Below are 22,705 nucleotides of genomic sequence, written 5' to 3'. Positions count from 1 at the left end.
AATGCAATGCGCTATTTGATTTCACCGATCAGTGAAGAGCACCTGGAAGGCTTTGCGGCGGCTGTTTCCAGCGTAGTGAGGGAGCAACAATACCTCTCATTCAATGAGCCGCCTACTGCTGAAATGACACGCGACTTTGTACTAAGGAATATCAACGGGCATTGGCCGCATTATGTATTGCTCGAGAAGCAAACAGTGGTTGGCTGGTGTGATATTACCCCTTTGGATCGGTCGATTTATGCGCACGTTGGCGTACTCGGGATAGGCATCATAGAAACACACCGAAATCAGGGCCTGGGAAAGCGTTTAATACAGACGGCACTCGATGCGGCAAAGAACAAAGGTTTATCCAGAGTCCAGCTTACAGTCAGGGAGCACAACTATCGTGCCATCAGGCTGTATGAGCGCTTTGGATTTGTAAAAGAAGGCTTGCATGTGAATGCCGAAAAAAGAAATGGTCAGTTTGAAAACTTGATTTCTATGGCATTGCTTTATACCGAAAATAATGGATTTGATATCAAGGAGCACTTAAATGACGAATAGCCTCAAATACACCGCAAACGACTTCCATCCTGAAGTGCTGCGCTTGTTCGACAAGCTGGTGCACGGCGATATCGACAGGCGTGAATTCATCTCAAAAGCCACGCGGTTTGCGGGTGCATTTACCGCCGTGGGCTTGCTGGAAGCATTGAACCCGAAATTTGCACATGCACAGAAGGTCGGTAGCCAGGACGTACGCCTGCAATCCCATTATGTAGAGATTGATTCGCCCAAAGGTTATGGCAAAGCCAAAGGCTACCTGGTCAAGCCGGCCGAGGTAAAAGGTACACTGCCCGTGGTGTTGGTAATTCACGAAAACCGTGGCCTGAACCCGCATATTGAAGATATCGCGCGCCGGATTGCGCTGGAAAACTTTATTGTATTTGCGCCCGATGCCTTGTTTCCACTCGGTGGTTACCCTGGTGATGAAGACGCAGCGCGTGAATTATTTAAGCAACTGGAACAACCCAAAGCCCATGAAGATTTTGTGGCTGCTTTCCACTGGTTGAAACAGCTGCCTGAAAGCAATGGTAAAGTCGGTGTGATTGGTTTCTGCTATGGTGGCGGAATCTCTAATCTTTTGGCGACGCGCTTGCTTAATCTGGCCGCCGCTGTACCATTTTACGGCAGCGCACCGCCGCTGGAATTAGTGCCAAATATCAAGTCGCCTCTGTTAATCCATTTTGCCGAAAATGACGAAAGGGTAAATGCCAGCTGGCCACCTTATGAGCAGGCGCTAAAGGCTGCCAATATTCCCTATGAAGCGCATATCTATCCAGGCACACAGCACGGGTTTAATAATGATACGACACCAAGATTCGATGAAGCTGCTGCAACACTGGCCTGGCAACGCAGCATTGCCTTTTTTAATGCGCATTTAAGATAAGAAAGTAATCCGTCGGCCTACCAATTTTTAAAGACGTATTTTGATAGGGGCGTTTTAGGCACTCACCCTGTTTTCAGGAGCGCGTGTTGACCACCAGATGCAGGTTAATAGTACTAACTGCAATGGCAAGCGCAGGGTGAGCGCCCAGTAAGGCACCTCGGGAAACTGGCCGGGGTTTTGCCACATGTAGATATTGGCAGGCGTGACAGCAATGGTTAAAACAATCAGCCCCCAGCCAGCAATACGGCGCGTGCGGGTAAATAAAATCCCTACTGCACCTATTAACTCGAATACTCCGCTCATGAGCACTAGCAGCCGATGCTCAGGCAGCCAGGGCGGCACGATTTTCATCTCAAGCTCAGTGAATACAAAATGGGCAATGCCGCCAATGAAAAACCATATAAAAACAACAGCAAGTACTATGGCTCTTGCCAGTCCATGCTTATCATCAGCTGCTTTGTCTGTTTTCATACCGGGCCCTTGAGCACAAGTCGCAATATGAATGTCTGACAGGGCAAGCGTGCCTTAGTGCGCGCTTGCCTGAGGAATTGCAGATTAAGATCTGCCCAAGAAGTCCTGTTTGCCCACATCCACTCCAATATTCCGCAACACCGCATAAGCCGTGGTCAGGTGGAAATAGAAGTTAGGCAAGATGTTGTTGAGCAGATGAGTCTGGCCTTGCACGACTCTGACCTCGGTACCACGTGGAATGGAGATTTCACGGAGCTCCTGGTCATCAATCTGGCTGGCTTCCAGGCCTGACAAAAACTCGATCGAGGCTTTGATCAACGCTTGGTAGTCGGCAATGCTGGCTAATGGCAGGTCAAATACAGGCGGCGGAAGTCCGGCCAACCTGGCGGAATAGCTGGTGGCGTGGTCAGCCACGCGTTGTAACTGACGGCCAAAGGTAAACATGTTCGGGTAGAGGCGAGTTTCGAGTAACACGCTTTGTTCTATTTTTTTCTCGGCGGCAAAGGTAGTAGCTTTATCCAGGATCAGGGATAGATTGCCGAGAAATTTGATAAATACCGGGACAGATACTTGATAAAGAGAAATACTCATATTGAGATCACCATTCGTAGTTAAAGTTGAAGTAAGGCCTAGGCGACTGCCAGATGGCTTTTGGATTGCAGGGAAAATAATCGGGCATACAGGCCTTGGGCAGCGAGCAACTCAGCATGCGCGCCTCTCTCGATCACGTGGCCATATTGCAGCACCAGGATGATGTCTGCGTTCATCACGGTGCTGAGTCTGTGCGCAATAATCACTGAGCTGCGGCCTGAAACCAGTTGTTCCAGCCCTTGCTGGACCAAGTGTTCAGATTCGGAATCCAGCGCGCTGGTGGCTTCATCGAGGATGATCAGTTGCGGGTCTTTGAGGATGGCGCGGGCAATGGCGACGCGTTGCTTTTCGCCGCCTGAAAGCTTGATGCCACGCTCACCGACCAGGGTTTCGTATTGGTGGTCCAGGTGCAGGATAAACTCATCAGCATGCGCCGCTTTGGCCGCGGCAATCACTTCATCTGTCGTAGCGCTAGGGCGGGCAAAGGCGATGTTTTCACCTATGCTGTCGTTGAATAAGGCGACATCTTGCAGCACAACGCCCATCACAGCGCGTATGCTGCGCTGCTGGTAATCCCGCAAATCAATGCCGTTGATCAGTATGCGGCCTTCTGTTGGGTCGTAAAAACGCATCAGCAGTTTGACTATGGTGGTTTTGCCACTGCCACTGGTGCCGACCAACGCTAGCGTTTGTCCGGCCGATATGTGGAATGACACCTGCTGCAGGGCGCTGATCTCTTTGCCCGGGTAACGGAAGGTGACATTCTCGAAAGTGATGGTTTCCAGCTGCTTGAGGACGATAGCATCAGGTTTGTCGTGATGTTCAGCCTCGACATCCAGCAGTTCTATCAAACGTTCGGCGCTGCTCTCGATTTCACTGGCCTGGTTTACCTGGCGTGAGATAGGGGCGATGGTGCTGATCAGGTTCTGGCTCAGGGTTAATACCAATAAAATGTCACCAGTGGTATAAGCGCCTTTCAGGGCGCCATTCACTGTCAGTGCCACGGCGGCAAATACGCCAAAAGTATTGACGACATTCAAGCCCTGTTCAGACTTCCACTGCGTTTTATGCAGGTTGTCGCGCACGATGCGCCACTCTGCTTGTGTGTTGTCATAGCGTTGTTTCACTGCTGGCTCACCGCCAAAGCTCCTGACTGTGGCGATATTGCCGACCATTTCTGCCAGTAAACCTGTCATCCGGCCCGCTAATGCTTGCCAGCCGCGGCGGTGTTTATGCGTCCAGCCTACTGTCCGGTATGAAATCCAGAAGTTGATGCCCAGCACCACGGTCATGATCAGGCCAATCACCGGTGCTTTAATCACTAAAACGGTCAGGATAAACAGCATTTGCAGAAGGCCTGACAGCGTGCCTTCAGTGAGCGACGATAGCCACATGGTAATGCTGGTAATCGTGCCAAAGCGGTCCATGATTTCGCCGACACGGGTCTTCTCGAAATAGTCGATAGATTTTTGCGTCATATTGTCGAATACGCGCTGGCGGAAGGTGCTGACGGTGTCCAGCCACAGGTCATCCGCCTGTTTGTTTTGAATCGCACCAAAAATAACGACGCCCAGACGCAAGGCGAAAAACACGCCGAGTAAAACAGTCACGCTCCAGGTGGCTTCTGCCTGAGTGATTGCCCCGGAAAACATACGTGAAATGACATCCACGATAAATTTGTAGATATAAGGTGTGGCGGTATTGATAAATCCAAGCGCGGTGCCCACCAGAATGACACCAACGACTTTCCCTTTATATTCGGGAATAAACTGAATGGCACGCCATACGTTTTTCATAAATGATTTCTCTTTCAAACTACTTCAATGAAAAGGGTTGTCCCTAATCCAACCGTTAGCTTTATCAAACTTCGTGCCATGTTTTTCCTGAATGAAATCAATGTGGCCAAGCTTTACGGCGGGGACTAAATGTTGATGCAAATACATTAGCTGTTTGCCAGGTGTTGATTTTTCAGCAGTTGGTGAGAAAGTATTTCTTGTTGCTGAAGCGCAGGACGGATGGCTTTTAAAGCGGCGAAAGACAAAGTAGCTGAAGAGGGCGGCCAGTTTTAATTGGTTGCGATATTGCTTTTGATTTTTGCCAGCAGAATCAGCAACGTTTTGTATTCTTCTTCAGATAATCCTTGTACAGCCAATTCAGACAATTCCTTTTCTGAAGTTTTAAGGCTCTCAAACACCTTGTTGCCTTCAGGCGTCAGGCTTAGTCTGGATATTCTTTTATCAGACGCATCCGGTGTGGCATCCAGCAATCCTTTACTACGTACTTCTGTAATCAATCTGGCGATTTGCGCTTTGTCTTTGCCTGTATACGACACCATATCGCTGAGTGTCGCTGCAGGACGACGGGCAAAAAATCCCAGCACCTTATGTTGCATATGCGTCAGGTCCACGCCGCTTTCCTGGATAAACCGGTATTGGCGCGCACGGAAGTGATGCATCAGGCGATGGATGGTTTCAAACACCTGGTGCTTATCATCCGGATTATGGTTGACTTTGTCTACTTTTTTATTCATCATAGTTGATATTATCAACTAAATAACACGCTATGGAAACTGTCATGAAAGAACGCAACTTTGAAAGAGTCAGGTTTGAGCTGCAACAAAGGCCGGTAGTGGTGTCGCACGTAGAAAAAACCAGTGAGGGGTTTATAACCATTGTGTTTACCGGGCCTTTACTTGCCCAGTTCAATAGCCTGTCGTTTGATGACCATATCAAATTCATTTTCACCAACGTGGCAGGTGAAACAGTCAGGCGAGATTACACGCCGCGCAGCTTTAATACGGCGACACAAGAATTAACCATTGAGTTTGCATTGCATGCCCATGGCGATGCTTCGGATTGGGCTAAAAATGCGCAACCAGGCGATACCGCCGTGATTGCAGGGCCCAAAGGTTCGATGGTGATCCCGAAAGATTTTGATTGGCATTTATTGGTCGCAGATTCCTCCAGCCTGCCGGCGCTGGCACGCAGGATAGATGAACTGCCGAAAGAAGCGCACGTCATTGCTTTTATCCAGGTCGATGATGAAAGTGACCGTCGCCGCTTTGAAACCGCAAACCATCACGAAATCACTTGGGTAGAGACGCATCAGCAGGCCATTGGACTGATAGAAGCACTGGAATTGCCAGCGGGTGAAGGATTTAGTTGGGTAGCTGGCGAGCATGTGTTTGCATTGCAGGCCAGGGATATCCTGCTGCAGAAAGGGCAAGCGAAAGAGCACATGAAAGCCGCCGCTTACTGGAAAAAAGGCGCGGCCAACTTTCACGAGAAAATCTAGGCTTACAAGTGGGGTGTCGCGTTTAAACTTGAACGCTAGCGCAAGCGTATTGCCCAAGACTCAAGAGTCGTAGGGTGCGGAATCGTTTAACTTATTCAATTCGGTGATGTTTTCCGAGGTATGGCATTCCAGTACTTCTACATCTTTGTCTTTAAAATTCAGTTTTTCTACCGTATTGATATTGCTGGCAAACTTGTTGTGCAGTTCGCCGCATTTGTGTGTGCGTTTATTCACAAAATTCAGGTATTCCCTTTTTCTGGAATCTACAATCGCCGGTGGCGCCGAGCCATCATTGATCAACTTTGTAAAAGTGCTGCGTAACCTCAGTTCAGACAGACTCCAGATATTAAACACCAGGATATTCTTGGAAGGTTCTTTTTGCAACGGGCGGTCAGTGTCCTGCCTGGTGCTATTGTCAGGGGCAGGCTCTGCATTGGTAGAAGGGTTTCCCGCCACTAGTTCTGTTTGCTTGTGATGTTCGACTACCGGGGCCGTTGTTTCATGTTTTTTATGCGGTTTGGAAGGCGCTTTAAATTCAGATTTAGGTGGGTCGATCTGTGCTGTCGCCTCAGGCATGGTGTCTTGCGGGTCAAGCACCGCGATTTCTGGCGTGGTGACCGTTTGTACTCGTACAGCCTGGTTCGCTAGCGGTGAGGCTTCTTCCTTTGAAATCAGGGCGATCAGTATCACGAAAATCAAACCGATCAATACAATATTCAGTTTGCCGATTTCCATGATGCCTGTTTGAAAAAAAGCTGATTGCAAGGAGGTGCTGCCTCCTCTGCTGAACGATGTATTTTTTCGCTCAATACATGCTTTTCCGGAGTGATACGTGCTGCTCATTCATTTGTCCCAATGTATTTGGATCATACCAATTGCATTTAATCGCCCACAATGCCTTAAAAGTCTTCATGACTCAAGCACTTTGCACCATTTCAGGGCTTTTGAGCTTGCTTCCAGGCAGAAGAAATTATTGCTACACATACAATTTTAAAGTGTTTATTGTAAACTCTTGATGGGAAATTGAAGCTGAGAATAAGCGTAGTAAAAATGCTCTGTGGCGCTCAATTGCAACACATCACAATAATGATAAAAAAGGTTTAACCATGGTATTTTCCTCGGGTCTTCAGCATCATCGTTTAAAGAGATTCGCTTTATGCCTATCTCTTTTAAGTGTAGCCACATTAACAACCGCTGCCAGTGATAGTGCTCGTGTCATCAGCACGCATGTTGAGAAAATGCCTGGCAAGCCTGCCAAAACAGCAGCCGATAAATCGTCTGTGATTGCCTTGATCAATCTCGAAGAGGTGATGCCGGATTGCCAGCAGCAGATCGCCAAAACAAAAATCAAAAGCGTGCAGCGCAGCGAGAGTGGCATTACCACCGAAAGCATCACCTTCAGTTTGTCTAATGCCACTGTCACTATTCCGACGCACATGGGGGATAACCCGATATTGACGCTGGATGATCTGGTAGATGCGACTAAATTTATCAGGGTTGGGCAAACTTACTTTATCCATTTCCAGACCTGCGAACATACGCAAGAGCGCAGCCTGATTAATATCTATGCGATCTAGGCTGGGTTCAAAAAGTGTAGTTATTTGTTTGCGATCAACAGCTCGACGCTGCTGGCTTCAGCCAGGCGGATGACGGAAATATGTTCACGCTCGAAAGCGCTGATGAGTTCTTTCAGGGTGGTGTTAGGCAAGGCACTATCAATATTAAATGCCAGAAACTCAAGATCTGCCAATACCCCCAGCACTACAAATGAATGACGTTCCTTGAAGTTGATGCGGTCAATAAAAATAGCCTGGATATTTTTGACCGAGCTACAGGCGCGGCCTACGGCTGAAATCAGGTCCCAACCCACTTCACGGATAGCGACGTCATAAGTGGCGCCATCGGCGATGGCTGCGGTTTCAGCGCGGTCAGTAAAAAAGTAATCGACACTACGGAATTTGCTTGAAAAGGCGACATGCGGTGTTTTGCTGACTTCGCCCGCGACCAGGCTTTCTGCCATTAACAGGCAACTGATCATTAAAACTAAAGACGCTAGCCTTTGCACCGGGTTAGCCTTTGAGATATTCAATACTTAAGCAAAAACGTGATTGCCTTTGATGGTCAGCTTAGGCTGCTGTATGGGTTGCTCACTGGTTGGCGTAGGCATGTGATGAGAGTCTTCACGCAGGACTGCATCAAGATAGAAACTCTTTTCATTTCTTTTGGTCAATTTCTTAACTTGCTGGAAATGCCCCTGATTAGCAACATCCATTTTTGTAGTGAGCACTGCGACGTGAGTCGTCTCTATTAAAGGTGTCGCGGCTTGCATGCCAGGGTTGATAGAGGTGCCGATAGAAATAATCGTCACAATTGAGCCAATCGACATAATCACCAGCGCGGCCGCAACTGCACCCGCGGTAATGGCGGCCAAGGATATCGCAATGCTACCTTTGGCCCGTTCCTGGATGTTCGATCCTTTGAATTGTGTCATGGTTAATCCTCCCTCATTTTTAATTTGTAGCAATGCATTTAATGTAAGCTCAATAATGCTGGCTTCTCAAATGCTGCTCCATACAGCTTTTTCTGAAAGTCTTGTAGGAATATTCGTACAAGAAGCGTATTGATGCATTGATCTTCTAATTAAATATCAACACCTTAGCCTTTAATAAAATGCCTGATCAATTGGCAGCTGGCATGAAAAGCCGGGGGTACATCCGCCGTCAGGCGTTGAGCACCATCGTCCAGCCGTTGCACTTGCACTGGCACACCAGCCAACAATAGCTTTGCTGCATAAGCTTCCGCCTCGTCCCGCAGGGGATTTTCATGACTGGTGATCACCAGCGCCGGCGCCAGCCCCGCCAGCCTGCACGAATTCACTGGCGAGGCATACGGGTGCGTGGCATTACTGGTCACTTGAATATAGTCTGCCCAGGCACGCCTACAAGGCGAGTCCATGGTGGCGCCCATAGACTTGGAAGTTTGCAAGGCATCCAGCATGGGGTTAATCAGTATTTGGCCAGACAAGCGCATACTACTTATCCCTCTGTCGCGAAATAACATAGACACCACTGCAGCCAGGTTGCCGCCGGCTTGCTCGCCAGCAACAAACACACGTTTCATATCGGCACCTATCTCGTGCGCATGCTTGGCGACCCAGGTCAGCGCTTCAAAGGCGACTTCTATCGTGTCGGGAAAATGCACACAGGGTGCCAATGGATAATCCACACATAAGACCACCGCTTGCTCAGAAAGGGCATTCGCCATCGCGTAAGCGTCTTCCACCTTGCCGCAGTTAAACAGCCCGCCGTGGAAATAAATCACCACGGGTGTTTGAAGTTTGGCTTCCTGCTTGCCAAACACATGCAGTGCAATGGCTTGCCGGGTTTTTGAATATTGAAAGGTGGTCGTCCACATGGCAGCTAGCATGCAAACTATTCAAGTTTGGGGATAGCCATGCCACGCTTCACCGCTGGCCGATCACCCACCACTTGCAACCAGCGCTGTATCGAGGGTTTCGTTGCTAGCGAATCCTCAAGCACCGTTTTAAGATACGTTGTGGCAGCCAGTACCCAGGCATAACAAGCGATATCCGCGATAGAGTAATCCTCACCCGCCACATAAGAATGACTTGCTAACTGGGTCTCCAGCACGGTCAGCAATCGATCCGCTTCTTCAGTGAATCGTGTAATGGCTAGAGGTGCTTTTTCCTGGCTTCTGACAGCAAAAAAACCTAATTGGCCAAACATAGGCCCCAGACTGCTAGTCTGCCAATGCAGCCACGCAAGCGCGTTGTAACGCGCCTGGCCATGTGTTGCTAAAAACTGTCCGCTTTTATCCGCCAGGTAAGTCAGGATGGCGCCACTTTCAAAAATAGCCAGTGGCGCGTTTTCTGTCGCAGTATCCACAATAGCCGGGATCTTATTGTTAGGCGAAATGGCACTGAATTCTGCGGAAAATTGTGCCAGCTTGCCCAGATCAACCGGGCTCACCGCATAATCGATGCCGAGCTCCTCAAGCATGATGGAGATTTTTCGGCCATTCGGTGTCGCCCATGTATATAAGTTGATCATCAGTGTGTCTTTCTATATGGTTTTTCTATTGATTAGCGTAAGCCACCGCCAGCAAGCAGTTGCTCACCAGTCAGCCAGTACGAATCATCAGACGCCAGGAAAGCAGCAATTGAGGCAATGTCATTCGGTTGGCCGCTACGACCCAATGGGGTTTGTGAGATATAGCCAGTTTCAGCTTCTGAGCCGATGACGCCCGCAGTGTGTGTGCCTTCTGTTTCAACCAGGCCAGGGTTTAAAGCGTTGACGCGGATTTTGCGTGGGCCCAGTTCACGCGCAAGGACACCGGTAATGGCATCTACAGCGCCCTTGGTCGCGGTGTATACAGCCGCGCCGGGTGGCGTTAAGCGGCTAATGACAGAGCCGATGTTGATAATGCTGGCGCCTTCGCCTAAATGTTTCACTGCGGCCTGGGTCGTTAATAACAAGCCGAGGACATTGATATCGAATTGTTTGTGGAAGTGCTCCGGGGTGATTTCTTCTATGGCAGCGAATTCATAGATGCCGGAGTTGTTGACCAGGATATCCAGCTTGCCGAAGTGATTGATGGCTGCGTCTATAATGCCTTGCGCCTCGCCAGCTTCACTCACATTGCCGCCAACCGCAACCGCTTTGCCACCAGCCTGGATAATCTCCGCAACGACTTTTTCAGCGCATTGTTTGCTGGATAAATAATTAACCACCACTGAAGCGCCATCTCTTGCGAAGCGTTTTGCAATTTCTGCGCCTATGCCTTTGGATGCGCCTGTGACGACAGCTACTTTACCTGCTAATTTTGTGCTCATGAGAATCTCCTAAATGTCTGTAATGAAAGTTTGTTTCAATCTGATGAACACTATAAATGCATATAAAATTGAGATAAATAACCTAAATATGCAATCACTGTGTTAATTTATTGCACAATCAAGCCAATACAAAAGCCTATTTATGGACCGTTTTGACACTATGCTGGCATTCACGCGCGTGGTAGAGCTGGAAAGCTTTACTAAAGCCGCGCTGTCATTAAACCTGCCTAAGACCACCGTTTCTGCACAGGTACTGGCGTTGGAGAAACGCCTGCGTGTCAAACTGCTACACAGAACCACGCGACGCATTAGCGTGACCACTGATGGTGCGGCTTACTACGAGCGCGCCATCCGGTTATTAAATGAGCTGGAAGAAACAGAAGCGGCCTTGAACCAGGCGACGGTGAATGCCAAAGGGCGCTTGCGGGTGGATGTGCCGGCACCGCTAGGGCGGCTGGTGATTATTCCTGCCTTGCCGGATTTCTTTAAACGCTATCCGGATATCGAGCTGGAGATCGGTTGTGATGACCGGCCCATCGATTTACTGGAAGAGGGCGTTGATTGTGTGATCCGCATAGGCAACCCCCTGGATTCAACCCTGGTCGCCCGGCGCGTGGGTACCATGCAATTCATGCTGGTGGCCACGCCTGAATACCTTGATACTTCCGGCAGACCAGCCAGCCCAGAGGATTTGCCGCGACATCACGGCGTGCATTTCTTTTCTTCAAAAACTGGCAAAGTGTATCCATTTTTGCTCACGCACAACGGTGTGACCCAAGAGATCGCCACCATCCGTAAACTGGCGATTAATAATGGGGATGCGATGGTCTCTGCCTGTCTGGCAGGTCTGGGCATCTGCCAGTTGCCCGCTTTTATGGTGCAGGGCTTTTTAGCTAGTGGTGAGATGGAAAGCGTGCTGGCAGACTATGTCGCAGAGGGTTTTCCCATGAATGCGCTGTATCCGCAAAACCGGCATCTTTCATCCAAGGTACGTGCATTTATCGAGTGGATAGCCGAGTTGTTTTCCGAATGTCATTTGCTGCAAGCTATCAAGCAACCTTAATCTTTGCCATATTTTTTAATGCACTTAATCAATAAAGGCAACTTCTTCATCTCAAAACCGTCATTTGTATAGGTTATTTTATGGCTATACAGTTTCAGCTTATCCAGGCAGGCAAAACCTGTATAGCAGCCTCCATCAAACAATGACAGTCATCCTCTATCTAAAAGCAAAAAGGCGTTAAACATGTTAGGTAAAAAAACAATCAAATCATTTACCCATGCCATGGGGATTTTCAGCATGGCACTGATGAATACCAGTGTGATGGCAGAAAGCAATATAGACCGGCAAACAGAAACCGCCATGCCGCGGCAGAAAAATATGTATGGCATAGGCGTAGGCGTGATCCCGAAAACCTCAGGTTCCAAAGACCAGCGGGCATTGATTTTGCCGGTGATCAATGCCAATTATGGCGAGCGTTTTTACATCAATGGTTTGCAGGCCGGTGTCTGGTTACTGGAATCTGATGACAAACGCCTGCGCCTGGGTTTGTCCGCCGATGCCAGGTTTGGTTGGGACGCCAGCGATAGCAGCCGTACCAAGGGCATGCATGACAGGGACTTTTCTGTTGACGTTGGCCCAGTGCTGCGCTGGCAGACCGAGTTGGGCACTATCAATGCCCAGTGGGGATTCGATGCTGGCGGTGCCAGCAACGGCCAAAACGTGCAGCTGCAATTTATCCGCAGCCTCTATAGGTCAGAACGTTTCCGCGTGAATGGCCTGGTAGGTGTGCAATGGAACAACCGCAAATTCAATGATTATTACTTTGGCGTAGATGCCGATGAAGCACGGCCAGATCGCCCGGCATACCAGGCAAAAGCGGGTACTCAGCTACAGCTCGGCGTGAATGGTATTTACAGTGTCAGTGCGGATCAGGCGGTATTTTTCGGGCTGATTGCCAACCGTCTGGGTAACCAGCAGGCGGATAGCCCGATCGTGAAAACACGTTTTCAACCCATGGGTTACGTGGGTTATTCCATCGGTTTTTAAAAGCAGCTCTAATACTCAAGATGTACCATCGACCAGTCACGCATGGCGCTCAAGCCAGCATGTGTGGCTGGTCTTTTTATGTGCGAAGCCAGCGTTGAATGAAACACCTCAGTCATGCTCAGGGCCGTGCTCGCCGCGTTTCGTTGTTGATGGCTGCATTCTATGAAATAATCAAAAGCGAAGAGCACACCCAACCCGTAATACATTCATCCCTCAGGAGAAAGTCATAGACCAGATTCACCTTATGCGCGTGTTTGTCACGGTGGAAGAAGAGGGTGGCTTTGCCGCCGCTTCGCGAAAACTGGATATTTCCCCTGCTGCGGTCACGCGTGCCATTGTGGCGCTAGAAGAACTGTTAGGCGTGAAACTGATCCAGCGCACCACGCGCAATATCCGTTTAACCGATGCCGGCCACCAGTATTATGAGGATAGCAAAGCCATCCTCGCCAGTCTGGCGTTAGCCAATGAGGCGGTGTCAGGTGCCAATGCGGAACCACACGGCACGCTCACGGTGACGGCATCCGTGTTGTTTGGGCGTTTATATGTCATGCCCAGCATCATCGCTTACATGCAAAAGTACCCCAAAGTGAAGGTCATCGCGCATTTTGTGGATCGCGTCACCAATCTGGTGGAAGAGGGCATCGATGTCGCCATCCGTATTGGCGAATTGCCGGATTCATCCTTACGTGCCAATAAAGTGGGTCAAGTCCGCCAGGTGTTCTGCGCATCTCCCGCCTATCTTGAAAAACATGGCGTGCCGCAACAGCCTGAGGATTTACGCACGCACGCCATTATTTCGGCTAACGCGCTCTCGACTAAAATCGAATGGCGTTTTGGCACTGCAGAAACCTCAGAAAAATTGCGCATGGAGCCAAAACTGATTGTATCCAGCAATGACGCCGCCCTTGCCGCTGCCATCGGCGGGCTGGGCATCACACGTTTACTCTCTTACCAAGTGAAAAGTGAGGTCGAGCGTGGCGCGTTGACCCTGATACTGGAGGAATACGAAGAGCCGCCGTGGCCTATCCATGTCGTCCACCGCGAAGATAAGTTAGGTTCTTCAAAAGTGCGTGCCTTTATTGATGGCATTGTGCATGACTTGCGCAACCACCCTAATTTGAAATAGCTACATTGTTTGAAATAGCTATGTTGCGCCCAACGAAATAATCAATTTCTCAGCGGGTAGTTTTTCGCGCCTGAGCGGGTTTGTAAAATGCAATCGTCAAACAAACGACATTGCATACAACCCGTTAATCAGGAGAGCCACATGAAAGCAGCCATTATTATTTTGTCAGACCCGACCCATGGCGGGGAAGAAGCGTTAGGACGTGCATTTAACGGTTTAGCCGCCGCCTATGATTTCAAGCAAACAGGCACCGAAGTCGCGGTCTATTTCCAGGGTGCCGCTACGCGTTGGGCAGGGGTGATCAGCCAGAAAGACCATGCCTTGCATGCTTTGTATAGTGCTGTTTCTGACACTGTTGCTGGCGTATCATGCGGTTGTGCCGATGTATTCGGTGCGCGCGAAGCCGCTGAGAAACATGGTTTTGAACTGATCACTGATAACCGTGTGCCTGGCACCTCGGGCTTGCCAAGTATTGCGCAGCTGTCAGCGCAGGGTTACACGATATTTAATTTTTAGGAGAGAGATATGACATCGACCCCGTCCATTCGTCCACCGGTACCGCCGTTTACCCGCGAAACTGCCATCCAAAAAGTGCGGCTGGCTGAAGATGGCTGGAATTCACGCGATGCTGCCAAAGTGGCACTGGCTTACTCTGTGGATACCCAATGGCGAAACCGGGCTGAATTTGTCAAAGGCCGTGAGCAGGCACAGCAATTTCTTGAGCGAAAATGGAACAAGGAGCTGGAGTATCGCTTGATCAAGGAGCTATGGGCTTTTACTGAGAACCGTATTGCGGTGCGATATGCCTATGAATCTAAAGATGATTCAGGCAACTGGTTTCGCGCTTATGGTAACGAAAACTGGGAGTTCGGCCCGGATGGCTTGATGATCAATCGCTTTGCTTCTATCAATGACCTGCCAATCAAAGAAAGCGAGCGGTTGTTCCGCTGGCCAATGGGACGACGTCCGGATGACCATCCTGGTTTGAGTGAATTAGGCCTGTAATTGTCATTAGCTTTGTAGATATGAAAAACCCGGCAGAGAGACATCTGCCGGGTTTTGTTTTGCCCATGAAAATAGCTAAAGCTGATTATCTGCCTTCAGAAATCTTCTTTAGATTATCCAGGCCAGAACGGTAAACCACAGTCATGGTTTTAATCGCGTCATCATCCGTTTGATTGGCGACTGGCTTATCTGAAAGATCTTTGCGCTTGAAGTCACCATTCCAGGTGACTTTGCTTTTACTGTCTGATATCGCTTTCACCGTGATGGTTGAACGATAGTTGCTTACCGGCAACACGCCCTCTAATATTTTATAGCTAAAGGTTTTTTGCGCCGGACTAAAAGTCAGTAACTCTTCTTTCACCTGGCTATTATCCTGCAGTGTTAATAAACGGATAGCGCCTGGCAGGTTAGGGGTGCCGCTCACAATATGGGTGGTTTTAATGGCCGGATGCCACAAGCCCAAGTCGCCAAAGTTGCTGACATTGGCCCAGACGGTCTCTGCCTTGGCATTGATCTCGACAGACTCTTCCAGTTTGAGTGTTTCTGCTGCTGCATGGCTGGCAGCAGGAATCAATCCAGCGATTAATACAAATGATGTGAATAGTGCCTTCATTCATTTCTCCTTTAAAAGTTATTGTTGATTTGTGGCTATTCTATGAATGAGAGACTGTTTTAGAAAATAAATTCATAATAAGTACGCCGGTCAGGATAAAAGAGATGCCTATCAGGGCGGCAGAATCCAGTTGCTGGCCATAAAATACCCAGCCAACAATCGCCAGTAGCACAATGCCTAGCCCGGCCCAAATCGCGTAGGCAATACCAATGGGAATCGCTTTCAAGGTCAGTGACAGGAAATAGAAAGACAGTGCATAACCGATGACGACCACAACGGAAGGGATCACCCGGGTAAACCCTTCACTGGCTTTTAAACTGGATGTAGCCGTGATTTCGGAAATAATTGCGATTGCTAAAAAAAGCCAGTACTTCATGGTGTTCTCCAGAACGGTTGCATAAAAGAATGGTGTTTAAAAAGGTAAGGTTTGCCACATTGAAGTATGGCTGGTGTGATTGCAAAGACAGGCCTGCGTGTTTGAAATATCCCGGTTAATCAAAATTAAACGCGTACTGTTCAGAGGCTTTACTGGGCTGCGCATCAGGCCGCTCCAGGCCGCTGGCTTTCACCCCTAGCAAGCGTATGCTGCGGTCAAGCTCAATGCGTGTTAAACATTTGCCCGCTGCGCGGCGTATCGATTGTGCATCTGTCACCGGTTTAGGCAAGGTAAGGTCGCGGGTGACCGTTTTAAAGTCATCAAAGCGCAGCTTGATGCCTATTTTGCGGCATACATAACCTTTACGCTGCAAATCATCGGCAACCCGTTCGCACAAATGGGTGAATGCCTCACCCAAGGCCTGTTTATCGCGCACAGCGTGCAAATTACGTTCAAACGTTGTTTCGCGGCTCATGGAAACAGGTTCGCTTTCAGTCACCACTGGCCTGTCGTCCAACCCGCGTGATACCCGATACAACCATTTGCCGTAACTTTGCCCAAAATGCTGGGTGAGCCATGCTTCATGCAGTGTGGCGATCTCGCCTATGGTCTGTATGCCCAGAGACTCGAGCTTGGCGCTCGCCTTGGGGCCTATGCCATTGATCTTGCGCGCTGGCATCGGCCAGATGCGGGTGGGCAGGTCGTCCATGCTGATAATGGTAATGCCATCTGGCTTTTGTATATCTGAACACAGCTTGGCCAGCAGCTTGTTAGGGGCGATCCCCACTGAACAAGTCAGGCTGGTGGCCTCATACACGACGGCCTTGAGCTTTTGCGCAATGGTCAACGAATCTTCTTGCAACATAGCGAGGTCCACATAGACCTCATCAATGCCTATATCCTGGATCACCGGGCTGACAGAGCGGATGGCTTCTTTAAATAACCGGGAATAACGACGGTACAAATTGAAATTTACCGGCAACAGAATGGCATCTGGTGCCAGCTTGGCAGCGCGCATGGTGGGCATGGCCGAATGCAAGCCCAGCGCGCGGGCTTCATAAGTGGCGGTGGTTAACACACCGCGGCCGACATAATCCCGCAATCGTGAGAAAGCATGCGTACCATCTTCATTTAATTGCGGTGTATCAGAAGCACGGCCACCAACGACGACAGGCAAACCGCGCAATTCCGGGTATTGCGATAATTCGCAGGAGGCAAAGAATGCATCCATATCGATATGTGCAATGCGCCGTGCAGACACATCGTCCATGGTTAGCTAACAATCACTGGAATCATGCGCGTGAATTGTAGCGTTTTTAAAGCGTGTTTAATGTAGGAACATTTAATTAAAATTGATTTACGCTGACGCCGGATGTTGTAGCAGAAATCGGCTGCATTATTTTCTAACCTGTACCAGTACCGAAAAATAATTATGCGATGAAAGTGCTGGGTGCAGATATCTGAAATGCCGGGAATTGGAAAGTTAAATCTGCTTCAAAACTAAATGGTGATAAACTGAGCTTATGTTGTACCAAATCAGTTGGAATGAAATTTATGCGTACAGTTTTGCGGGTAGCATAAAACAAAAAAATCCTAAGTTATTGCTAACAAAGGATTGTTTTGTTCTTTATGGTGCCCAAGAGAGGACTCGAACCTCCACGTCGTTAAACACTAATACCTGAAACTAGCGCGTCTACCAATTCCGCCACCTGGGCTAAAGAAGCTGTGCATTTTAAAGGAAGAATTAATATTGTCAACCAGAAAAACTAAAACGCCTCTGCGGGCAACCGATCCGCAGGCGCAACGTGAAGCAGAGTTATACCAAACCCCGTTACCTAGCCGTGAGCTAGTGCTGCAACTTCTGTCTGATCAGGGCGTTCCGCTGAGTGCAGACCAGATCTACCTGTTACTCGACATCAGCCATGATGAACGGGATAACTTTAACCGCCGCCTGGGCGCGATGGAGCGTGACGGGCAACTGATGCGCAACCGCAAGGGCGCGTTTTGCCTGCCGGATAAAATACATTTGATCGCTGGTACGGTGTTCGGCCATACCGATGGTTTCGGCTTTTTGGTGCCGGACGATAAAACCAAACACCCTGAAGATATTTTCCTGGGCCCTAAAGAAATGACCATGGTCATGCATGGGGACCGCGCCATGGTGCGACTGGCCGGGCTGGATAGAAGAGGCCGCCCAGAAGGCAAGCTGGTCGAAGTATTGGAACGTGCCAATAAAACCCTGGTAGGTCGTGTCATTCGCGCGCAGGGCGTGACCATAGTCGCTGCGGAAGATAAACGTATCAGCCAGGATATCCTGATCCCTTACCACCTGGATATGGATGCCCAGGTTGGCCAGGTGGTCACGATTGAGTTAACCGAATACCCTTCTTCACACTCCCGCCCTATGGGTAAAGTGGTGGAGATTTTGGGTAACTACGCCGACAGTGGTATGGAAATTGAGATTGCCCTGCGCAAACACCATTTGCCGCATCAATTCAATCCGGCCGCAGTTAAACAGGCTGAAGATTTTCCAAGAACGGTCCAGCCCAAAGATTACAAAGGCCGCAAGGATCTACGGGATTTAGCGCTGATCACCATCGATGGTGAAACCGCCCGTGACTTTGACGATGCTGTGTTTGCCGAGCCGCAAGGCAAAGGCTGGCGTCTGGTAGTCGCGATTGCCGATGTCAGTTTTTATGTGCAGCCTGGCGATGCGCTGGATAAAGAAGCGTTTGACCGGGGTAATTCTGTCTATTTTCCACGCCGCGTGATCCCGATGTTGCCAGAGGCTTTATCCAATGGCTTGTGCTCACTGAACCCTGAGGTCGAGCGTTTGTGTATGGTCTGTGACATGCAGATCGATGGGCTGGGCGTGGTCAAGCAATACCAGTTCTACCCGTCAGTGATGCTATCCAAAGCGCGCATGACGTATACCAAGGTGTCTGCCTTGCTACACGAAGAGGATCCTGCGCTGACCGCAGAATACCAATGGTTGCTGCCGCATTTGAATAACCTGAACGGCGTGTTCAAATTGATGCTGACGCAGCGTGAAAAGCGCGGTGCTGTCGAGTTTGAATCCACCGAAACCATGATGGTGTTTAATGACAACGGCAAGATAGACAAGATTGTGCCGGTAGTACGTAACGACGCACACAAGCTGATTGAAGAGTGCATGCTGGCAGCCAACGTCTGCGCGGCCGACTTTTTACTGAAAAATGAGCAGACATGTTTGTACCGTATCCATGAAGGCCCGACACCGGAAAAACTGGAAGCGCTGCGCCTGTTTATGGGCGAGTTCGGCTTTGGTGTGGGCGGTGGTGAAAAGCCGCAGGCCAAGGATTACGCCAAACTGATGCAGCGCATTAAATCGCGCCCGGATGCGCAATTATTGCAAACCGTGATGCTGCGCTCTATGCAACAGGCGGTGTATAGCCCGGATAATGTCGGCCATTTTGGCCTGGCCTATGATGCGTATACGCATTTTACTTCGCCTATCCGCCGTTACCCTGACTTGCTGGTGCACCGCGCCATCAAGGCCGTCGTGGAGGGCAAACGTTACCAGGCCAAAGACTGGCACCAATTGGGTACACATTGCTCCATGACGGAACGCAGGGCCGATGATGCCACGCGTGATGTCACCAACTGGCTGAAATGTTTTTACATGCAGGATAAAGTCGGCGAAGTGTTTGCGGGCACTGTGGCTGGTGTAACCAGTTTTGGCCTGTTTGTAGCGCTGGATGAGGTGTATGTGGAAGGCTTATTACACGTCACCGATTTAGGTAATGATTACTTTATCCACGACAAAGCCAGGCATGAGATGGTGGGCGAACGCACTGGTGTGCGCTATCGCTTGGGTGACCGCCTGACGGTAAAAGTCGTCCGTGTAGACCTGGAAACCGCCCGCATCGACTTTACGCTGGCTGGTAAAACTGATGCATCTGGTGAGGCTGCTGAAAGTGATACTCCGACAGAAGCCGGAACCTCTACATTGAGAAGATCACAGGTGTCAGAAGCCAGAGCCAGGCCTGCCAGCCCTTTTAATACGGGTAGTAAATCGGGCAAAGGGGCCAGTAGTAAAGGGGCGCCCAAAGCCAGGCCAGCGGCAGCATCTACAAGCTCAGGCAAAGACGGTGCTGGAAAACCGCGCACGGCAAAAGAAAAAAATCGTCGCTCGGTGCAAAAAAATAAAGGCAAACCTAAGGCGAAAGCCCGATAATATCGCCTGTGTACATTTCGCAAGGTGATTGCTAGTGCTTTAACCTTGCGAAATATTCAACTCCCTCCGCGCGTGAAACACCTCTGCGCGGTGCTTGGCGTTTGAATTCAGAATAAAATTAATTAGGAGTTACTATGTCAGAAACCCGCATTCTGTTTGGTTTTCATGCGGTGTTGAGTCGCATGCGTCAGCATGGCAGCAGCATACAGGAAATTATCATTGATCAAGACCGGGTAGATGCGCGTATGCGTGATTTGCTCGAGATGGCAAAATCACACAATATCCGTGTCATCCAATCCGAGCGTAACCGCCTGGATGGCTTTATAGGCGCGCATGGCCGCCATCAGGGCGTGATTGCCAGGGTGGTAGAAACGCCCATGCCTTACAAAGATATCCACGATATCCTTGACTCTGACCTCGACGAACCACCGTTCTTTTTGATCCTCGATGGTGTGCAGGACCCGCACAACCTGGGCGCTTGCCTGCGTGTGGCGGATGCCATGGGTGTACATGCCATTATTGCGCCCAAAGATAGATCCGTTGGCCTGAATGGCACAGTGCGTAAAGTGGCCAGTGGTGCGGCTGAAACCGTGCCGTTTATTTCAGTGACCAATCTTGCGCGCACCATGCGCGAACTGAAAGAGGCGGGCGTGTTTGTGGTCGGCACCACCATGGATGCCCCAAGTGAACTGCACAATACCAAGCTGGAAGGGCCTATCGCGCTGGTGATGGGTGCTGAAGGTGACGGTTTGCGCCGCCTGACGCAGGAAACCTGTGATGCATTGATCACTATCCCGATGTTTGGCTCGGTACAAAGCATGAATGTCAGTGTCGCCAGCGGCATTGCTTTATACGAAATCCGCCGTCAGCGCGTATTGACTACTGCACAGAAATAAACTTTCAGACGTATGATCACTTTATCAGGCCTGTGGCAGCAGTTAAGGCTACAGTCAAAACGCTTGTGGTTAGGGCAATGGCTGGCATTTTTCGGCGCTGCCGTGGCGGTGCCTATCCCGTTGCTGATGCCATTGCTGGTAGATGAGGTCCTGTTAAAGCAGCCCGGTAAACTCACGCAAACCATGGCGCTTTTGTTGCCAGCGGATTGGATGGGGCCGATTGCCATCATTGCCTGCGTCACTTTGCTCACTATTAGTTTGCGCCTTGGCAGCGTGTTGCTCGGCGTCGCTACAACGCGCATTTTTGTCGGTTTATCCAAGCAGGTGACCCTGGGGGTGCGGCAAACCCTGTTAGACAAGCTTTCGCGTATCCGCATGCAAGTCTATGAAAGCCTGGGGGCAGGGCAGATCACAGCGCGCCTGCTCACCGATATTGAAACGCTGGATAAATTCCTGGGTGAAACCATCGCCAAGGTGCTGGTGGCCGTACTCAGCGTGATCGGTGTGGCGGTGGTGTTGCTATGGATGCACTGGCAACTGGCGCTGATTATCCTGTTGCTAAATCCGTTTGTGATCGCGCTCACCATGGTGCTGGGCAAAAAGGTCAAACTTTGGAAGCAACGCGAAAATAACGCATTTGAAGTACTCTCCCAATCGGTCAGCGAAACCCTGGAAGTCATGCAGCAACTGCGTGCCAGCAATAGCGACAAGCGCTTCCTGGAAAAAGCCAAACAGGCTGCTGAGGCTGTGCGGGAAGCAGCGACTGCTTCTGGCTGGAAATCAGATGCTTTATCGCGTTTGTCATTCGGTGTCTTCCTGTTCGGCTTTGAGATTTTCCGCGCCGTCGCCATGCTGATGGTGGTGTTCTCTGATCTATCGGTCGGGCAAATGATCGCGGTATTCGGCTACTTGTGGTTCATGATGGGGCCGGTGCAGGAACTACTGACCGTGCAATTTTCTTATTACGCCGCCAAAGCCGCGCTGGCGCGGATCAACCAGGTGCTTGAAGCCGAAGAAGAGCCACATTACCCGGCGTTGATCCAAGGCTTTAATGACCAGCAGCCAGCAGCCATCGCGTTAAAGCAGGTGACTTTCTCATATGGCGAAGGTGACCCTATCCTTGATCAGGTCAGCCTGGATATCGCACCGGGTGAGCAAGTGGCACTGGTCGGGGTTTCCGGCGCAGGTAAATCTACCTTGGTGCAATTGTTACTAGGATTATATGCGCCCAATCAAGGCCAGATCCTGTTTAACGGGCAATCGATAGAACAGTTAGGTTATGCGCAGATACGCGAACATGTGGGTGTAGTACTGCAACACCCCATGCTGTTTAACGATAGCGTGCGGCAGAACCTGGCCATGCAACAACCTTATACGGATGACGCGTTGTGGCAGGTATTGGAAGTGGCGCAACTAGCCCAGTTTATCCGCGATCTACCCGATGGGCTGGACTCGCAGCTAGGGCGTAGCGGTGTGCGGCTGTCTGGTGGCCAGCGCCAGCGGCTGGCGATTGCGCGCATCATGCTCAAGCAGCCGCAAGTGGTGATCCTGGATGAGGCGACTTCCATGCTGGATACGCATACTGAATCGTTGCTGCATGCCGCCATGCACACATTTTTGCGTGGCCGTACCACCATTATCATCGCCCACCGCTTATCGGCTGTGAAGGAAGCAGACCGTGTATTGGTGTTTGATGCCGGGCGTATTATCGAGGAAGGTCAGCACGAGACATTGGTCAATCAGGTGGGCAGTGTTTACCAGCGCCTGTATGGGCAACAAACGGCCTGAT

General features: G+C 50.0%; 25 protein-coding genes and 1 tRNA gene. 12 read left to right on the top strand and 14 right to left on the bottom strand.

Annotated elements, in window-relative coordinates:
- The first annotated feature begins 6 nt into the window (after positions 1 to 6).
- Complete coding sequence (locus tag ACSSVF_RS12045) at positions 7 to 543, top strand: GNAT family N-acetyltransferase (RefSeq protein ID WP_492403708.1); 537 nt, start codon at positions 7 to 9, stop codon at positions 541 to 543.
- Positions 533 to 1,426, top strand: coding sequence for a dienelactone hydrolase family protein (locus ACSSVF_RS12040; protein ID WP_492403707.1), 894 nt, complete (start codon positions 533 to 535; stop codon positions 1,424 to 1,426). The genes ACSSVF_RS12045 and ACSSVF_RS12040 overlap by 11 nt, the downstream gene beginning before the upstream one ends.
- 54 nt (positions 1,427 to 1,480) lie before the next feature.
- Here ACSSVF_RS12040 and ACSSVF_RS12035 read toward each other — a convergent pair whose 3' ends face one another.
- From ACSSVF_RS12035 to ACSSVF_RS12020, 4 genes are all read right to left on the bottom strand, one after another.
- Positions 1,481 to 1,897: a DoxX family protein gene (locus ACSSVF_RS12035; protein WP_492403706.1), complete on the bottom strand. Its 417-nt coding sequence runs from the start codon at positions 1,895 to 1,897 to the stop codon at positions 1,481 to 1,483.
- Positions 1,898 to 1,981: 84 nt separating this feature from the next.
- Complete coding sequence (locus tag ACSSVF_RS12030) at positions 1,982 to 2,488, bottom strand: DUF1993 domain-containing protein (protein ID WP_492403704.1); 507 nt, start codon at positions 2,486 to 2,488, stop codon at positions 1,982 to 1,984.
- A gap of 38 nt (positions 2,489 to 2,526) precedes the next feature.
- Positions 2,527 to 4,284: an ABC transporter ATP-binding protein gene (locus ACSSVF_RS12025; RefSeq protein WP_492403703.1), complete on the bottom strand. Its 1,758-nt coding sequence runs from the start codon at positions 4,282 to 4,284 to the stop codon at positions 2,527 to 2,529.
- Between the two features lie 269 nt (positions 4,285 to 4,553).
- Positions 4,554 to 5,021 carry a MarR family winged helix-turn-helix transcriptional regulator gene (locus ACSSVF_RS12020; RefSeq protein WP_492403702.1) on the bottom strand — a complete coding sequence of 156 codons (468 nt, stop codon included), beginning with the start codon at positions 5,019 to 5,021 and terminating at the stop codon, positions 4,554 to 4,556.
- A 41-nt stretch (positions 5,022 to 5,062) separates the two neighbouring features.
- Here ACSSVF_RS12020 and ACSSVF_RS12015 point away from each other — a divergent pair, with 41 nt between their 5' ends.
- Positions 5,063 to 5,782, top strand: a complete 720-nt coding sequence (locus ACSSVF_RS12015) for a siderophore-interacting protein (protein WP_492403701.1) — start codon at positions 5,063 to 5,065, stop codon at positions 5,780 to 5,782.
- A 60-nt stretch (positions 5,783 to 5,842) separates the two neighbouring features.
- Here ACSSVF_RS12015 and ACSSVF_RS12010 read toward each other — a convergent pair whose 3' ends face one another.
- Positions 5,843 to 6,517, bottom strand: a complete 675-nt coding sequence (locus ACSSVF_RS12010) for a hypothetical protein (RefSeq protein ID WP_492403700.1) — start codon at positions 6,515 to 6,517, stop codon at positions 5,843 to 5,845.
- A 503-nt stretch (positions 6,518 to 7,020) separates the two neighbouring features.
- Here ACSSVF_RS12010 and ACSSVF_RS12005 point away from each other — a divergent pair.
- Positions 7,021 to 7,359: a hypothetical protein gene (locus ACSSVF_RS12005; RefSeq protein ID WP_492403699.1), complete on the top strand. Its 339-nt coding sequence runs from the start codon at positions 7,021 to 7,023 to the stop codon at positions 7,357 to 7,359.
- Between the two features lie 20 nt (positions 7,360 to 7,379).
- On the opposite strand, the gene ACSSVF_RS12000 is transcribed toward ACSSVF_RS12005, so the two are convergent.
- The 5 genes from ACSSVF_RS12000 to ACSSVF_RS11980 all read right to left on the bottom strand — a co-directional run bounded on the left by ACSSVF_RS12000 (position 7,380) and on the right by ACSSVF_RS11980 (position 10,634).
- On the bottom strand, positions 7,380 to 7,802 hold the full coding sequence (locus ACSSVF_RS12000; RefSeq protein ID WP_442586313.1) for a hypothetical protein: 423 nt from the start codon (positions 7,800 to 7,802) through the stop codon (positions 7,380 to 7,382).
- A 72-nt stretch (positions 7,803 to 7,874) separates the two neighbouring features.
- Positions 7,875 to 8,273 (bottom strand): hypothetical protein, encoded by a 399-nt coding sequence (locus ACSSVF_RS11995; protein ID WP_492403696.1) that lies wholly within the window; start codon positions 8,271 to 8,273, stop codon positions 7,875 to 7,877.
- A gap of 164 nt (positions 8,274 to 8,437) precedes the next feature.
- Complete coding sequence (locus ACSSVF_RS11990) at positions 8,438 to 9,208, bottom strand: alpha/beta hydrolase (RefSeq protein ID WP_492403695.1); 771 nt, start codon at positions 9,206 to 9,208, stop codon at positions 8,438 to 8,440.
- 5 nt (positions 9,209 to 9,213) lie between these two features.
- A complete protein-coding gene (locus tag ACSSVF_RS11985; RefSeq protein WP_492403694.1) occupies positions 9,214 to 9,852 on the bottom strand; it encodes a glutathione S-transferase N-terminal domain-containing protein in 639 nt (212 codons plus the stop codon).
- Positions 9,853 to 9,884: 32 nt separating this feature from the next.
- Positions 9,885 to 10,634 carry a glucose 1-dehydrogenase gene (locus tag ACSSVF_RS11980; protein WP_492403692.1) on the bottom strand — a complete coding sequence of 250 codons (750 nt, stop codon included), beginning with the start codon at positions 10,632 to 10,634 and terminating at the stop codon, positions 9,885 to 9,887.
- A 142-nt stretch (positions 10,635 to 10,776) separates the two neighbouring features.
- Here ACSSVF_RS11980 and ACSSVF_RS11975 point away from each other — a divergent pair, with 142 nt between their 5' ends.
- From ACSSVF_RS11975 to ACSSVF_RS11955, 5 genes are all read left to right on the top strand, one after another.
- Positions 10,777 to 11,697 carry a LysR family transcriptional regulator gene (locus ACSSVF_RS11975; RefSeq protein ID WP_492403691.1) on the top strand — a complete coding sequence of 307 codons (921 nt, stop codon included), beginning with the start codon at positions 10,777 to 10,779 and terminating at the stop codon, positions 11,695 to 11,697.
- A 183-nt stretch (positions 11,698 to 11,880) separates the two neighbouring features.
- The gene (locus tag ACSSVF_RS11970; RefSeq protein WP_492403690.1) at positions 11,881 to 12,684 is read left to right on the top strand and encodes a MipA/OmpV family protein; all 804 of its coding nucleotides are present in this window, start codon (positions 11,881 to 11,883) and stop codon (positions 12,682 to 12,684) included.
- Between the two features lie 244 nt (positions 12,685 to 12,928).
- Positions 12,929 to 13,810 carry a LysR family transcriptional regulator gene (locus tag ACSSVF_RS11965; RefSeq protein ID WP_492403688.1) on the top strand — a complete coding sequence of 294 codons (882 nt, stop codon included), beginning with the start codon at positions 12,929 to 12,931 and terminating at the stop codon, positions 13,808 to 13,810.
- Between the two features lie 141 nt (positions 13,811 to 13,951).
- Positions 13,952 to 14,326: a DsrE family protein gene (locus ACSSVF_RS11960; protein ID WP_492403686.1), complete on the top strand. Its 375-nt coding sequence runs from the start codon at positions 13,952 to 13,954 to the stop codon at positions 14,324 to 14,326.
- Positions 14,327 to 14,335: 9 nt separating this feature from the next.
- Positions 14,336 to 14,815, top strand: a complete 480-nt coding sequence (locus ACSSVF_RS11955; RefSeq protein WP_492403684.1) for a nuclear transport factor 2 family protein — start codon at positions 14,336 to 14,338, stop codon at positions 14,813 to 14,815.
- Positions 14,816 to 14,900: 85 nt separating this feature from the next.
- On the opposite strand, the gene ACSSVF_RS11950 is transcribed toward ACSSVF_RS11955, so the two are convergent.
- From ACSSVF_RS11950 to ACSSVF_RS11935, 4 genes are all read right to left on the bottom strand, one after another.
- Complete coding sequence (locus ACSSVF_RS11950; RefSeq protein WP_442586323.1) at positions 14,901 to 15,428, bottom strand: SRPBCC family protein; 528 nt, start codon at positions 15,426 to 15,428, stop codon at positions 14,901 to 14,903.
- Between the two features lie 40 nt (positions 15,429 to 15,468).
- Positions 15,469 to 15,804, bottom strand: coding sequence for a DMT family transporter (locus ACSSVF_RS11945; RefSeq protein WP_492403681.1), 336 nt, complete (start codon positions 15,802 to 15,804; stop codon positions 15,469 to 15,471).
- A 115-nt stretch (positions 15,805 to 15,919) separates the two neighbouring features.
- Positions 15,920 to 17,074: a DNA polymerase IV gene (dinB, locus tag ACSSVF_RS11940; protein WP_492403679.1), complete on the bottom strand. Its 1,155-nt coding sequence runs from the start codon at positions 17,072 to 17,074 to the stop codon at positions 15,920 to 15,922.
- A gap of 360 nt (positions 17,075 to 17,434) precedes the next feature.
- Positions 17,435 to 17,519 (bottom strand) — tRNA-Leu (locus ACSSVF_RS11935).
- A 35-nt stretch (positions 17,520 to 17,554) separates the two neighbouring features.
- On the opposite strand from ACSSVF_RS11935, the gene rnr reads away from it, so the two are divergent.
- From rnr to ACSSVF_RS11920, 3 genes are all read left to right on the top strand, one after another.
- Entirely contained in the window at positions 17,555 to 20,020 is a 2,466-nt protein-coding gene (gene rnr, locus ACSSVF_RS11930; protein ID WP_492403677.1) for a ribonuclease R, read from the top strand.
- 134 nt (positions 20,021 to 20,154) lie between these two features.
- Positions 20,155 to 20,916, top strand: coding sequence for a 23S rRNA (guanosine(2251)-2'-O)-methyltransferase RlmB (rlmB, locus tag ACSSVF_RS11925; RefSeq protein WP_492403676.1), 762 nt, complete (start codon positions 20,155 to 20,157; stop codon positions 20,914 to 20,916).
- 12 nt (positions 20,917 to 20,928) lie between these two features.
- Entirely contained in the window at positions 20,929 to 22,704 is a 1,776-nt protein-coding gene (locus tag ACSSVF_RS11920; protein WP_492403674.1) for an ABC transporter ATP-binding protein, read from the top strand.
- The last annotated feature ends 1 nt before the right edge of the window (position 22,705 follow it).

The organism is Methylophilus sp. E2MeOHC9, from assembly GCF_058744375.1.
This window is presented reverse-complemented; position numbering and strand designations above follow the sequence as displayed.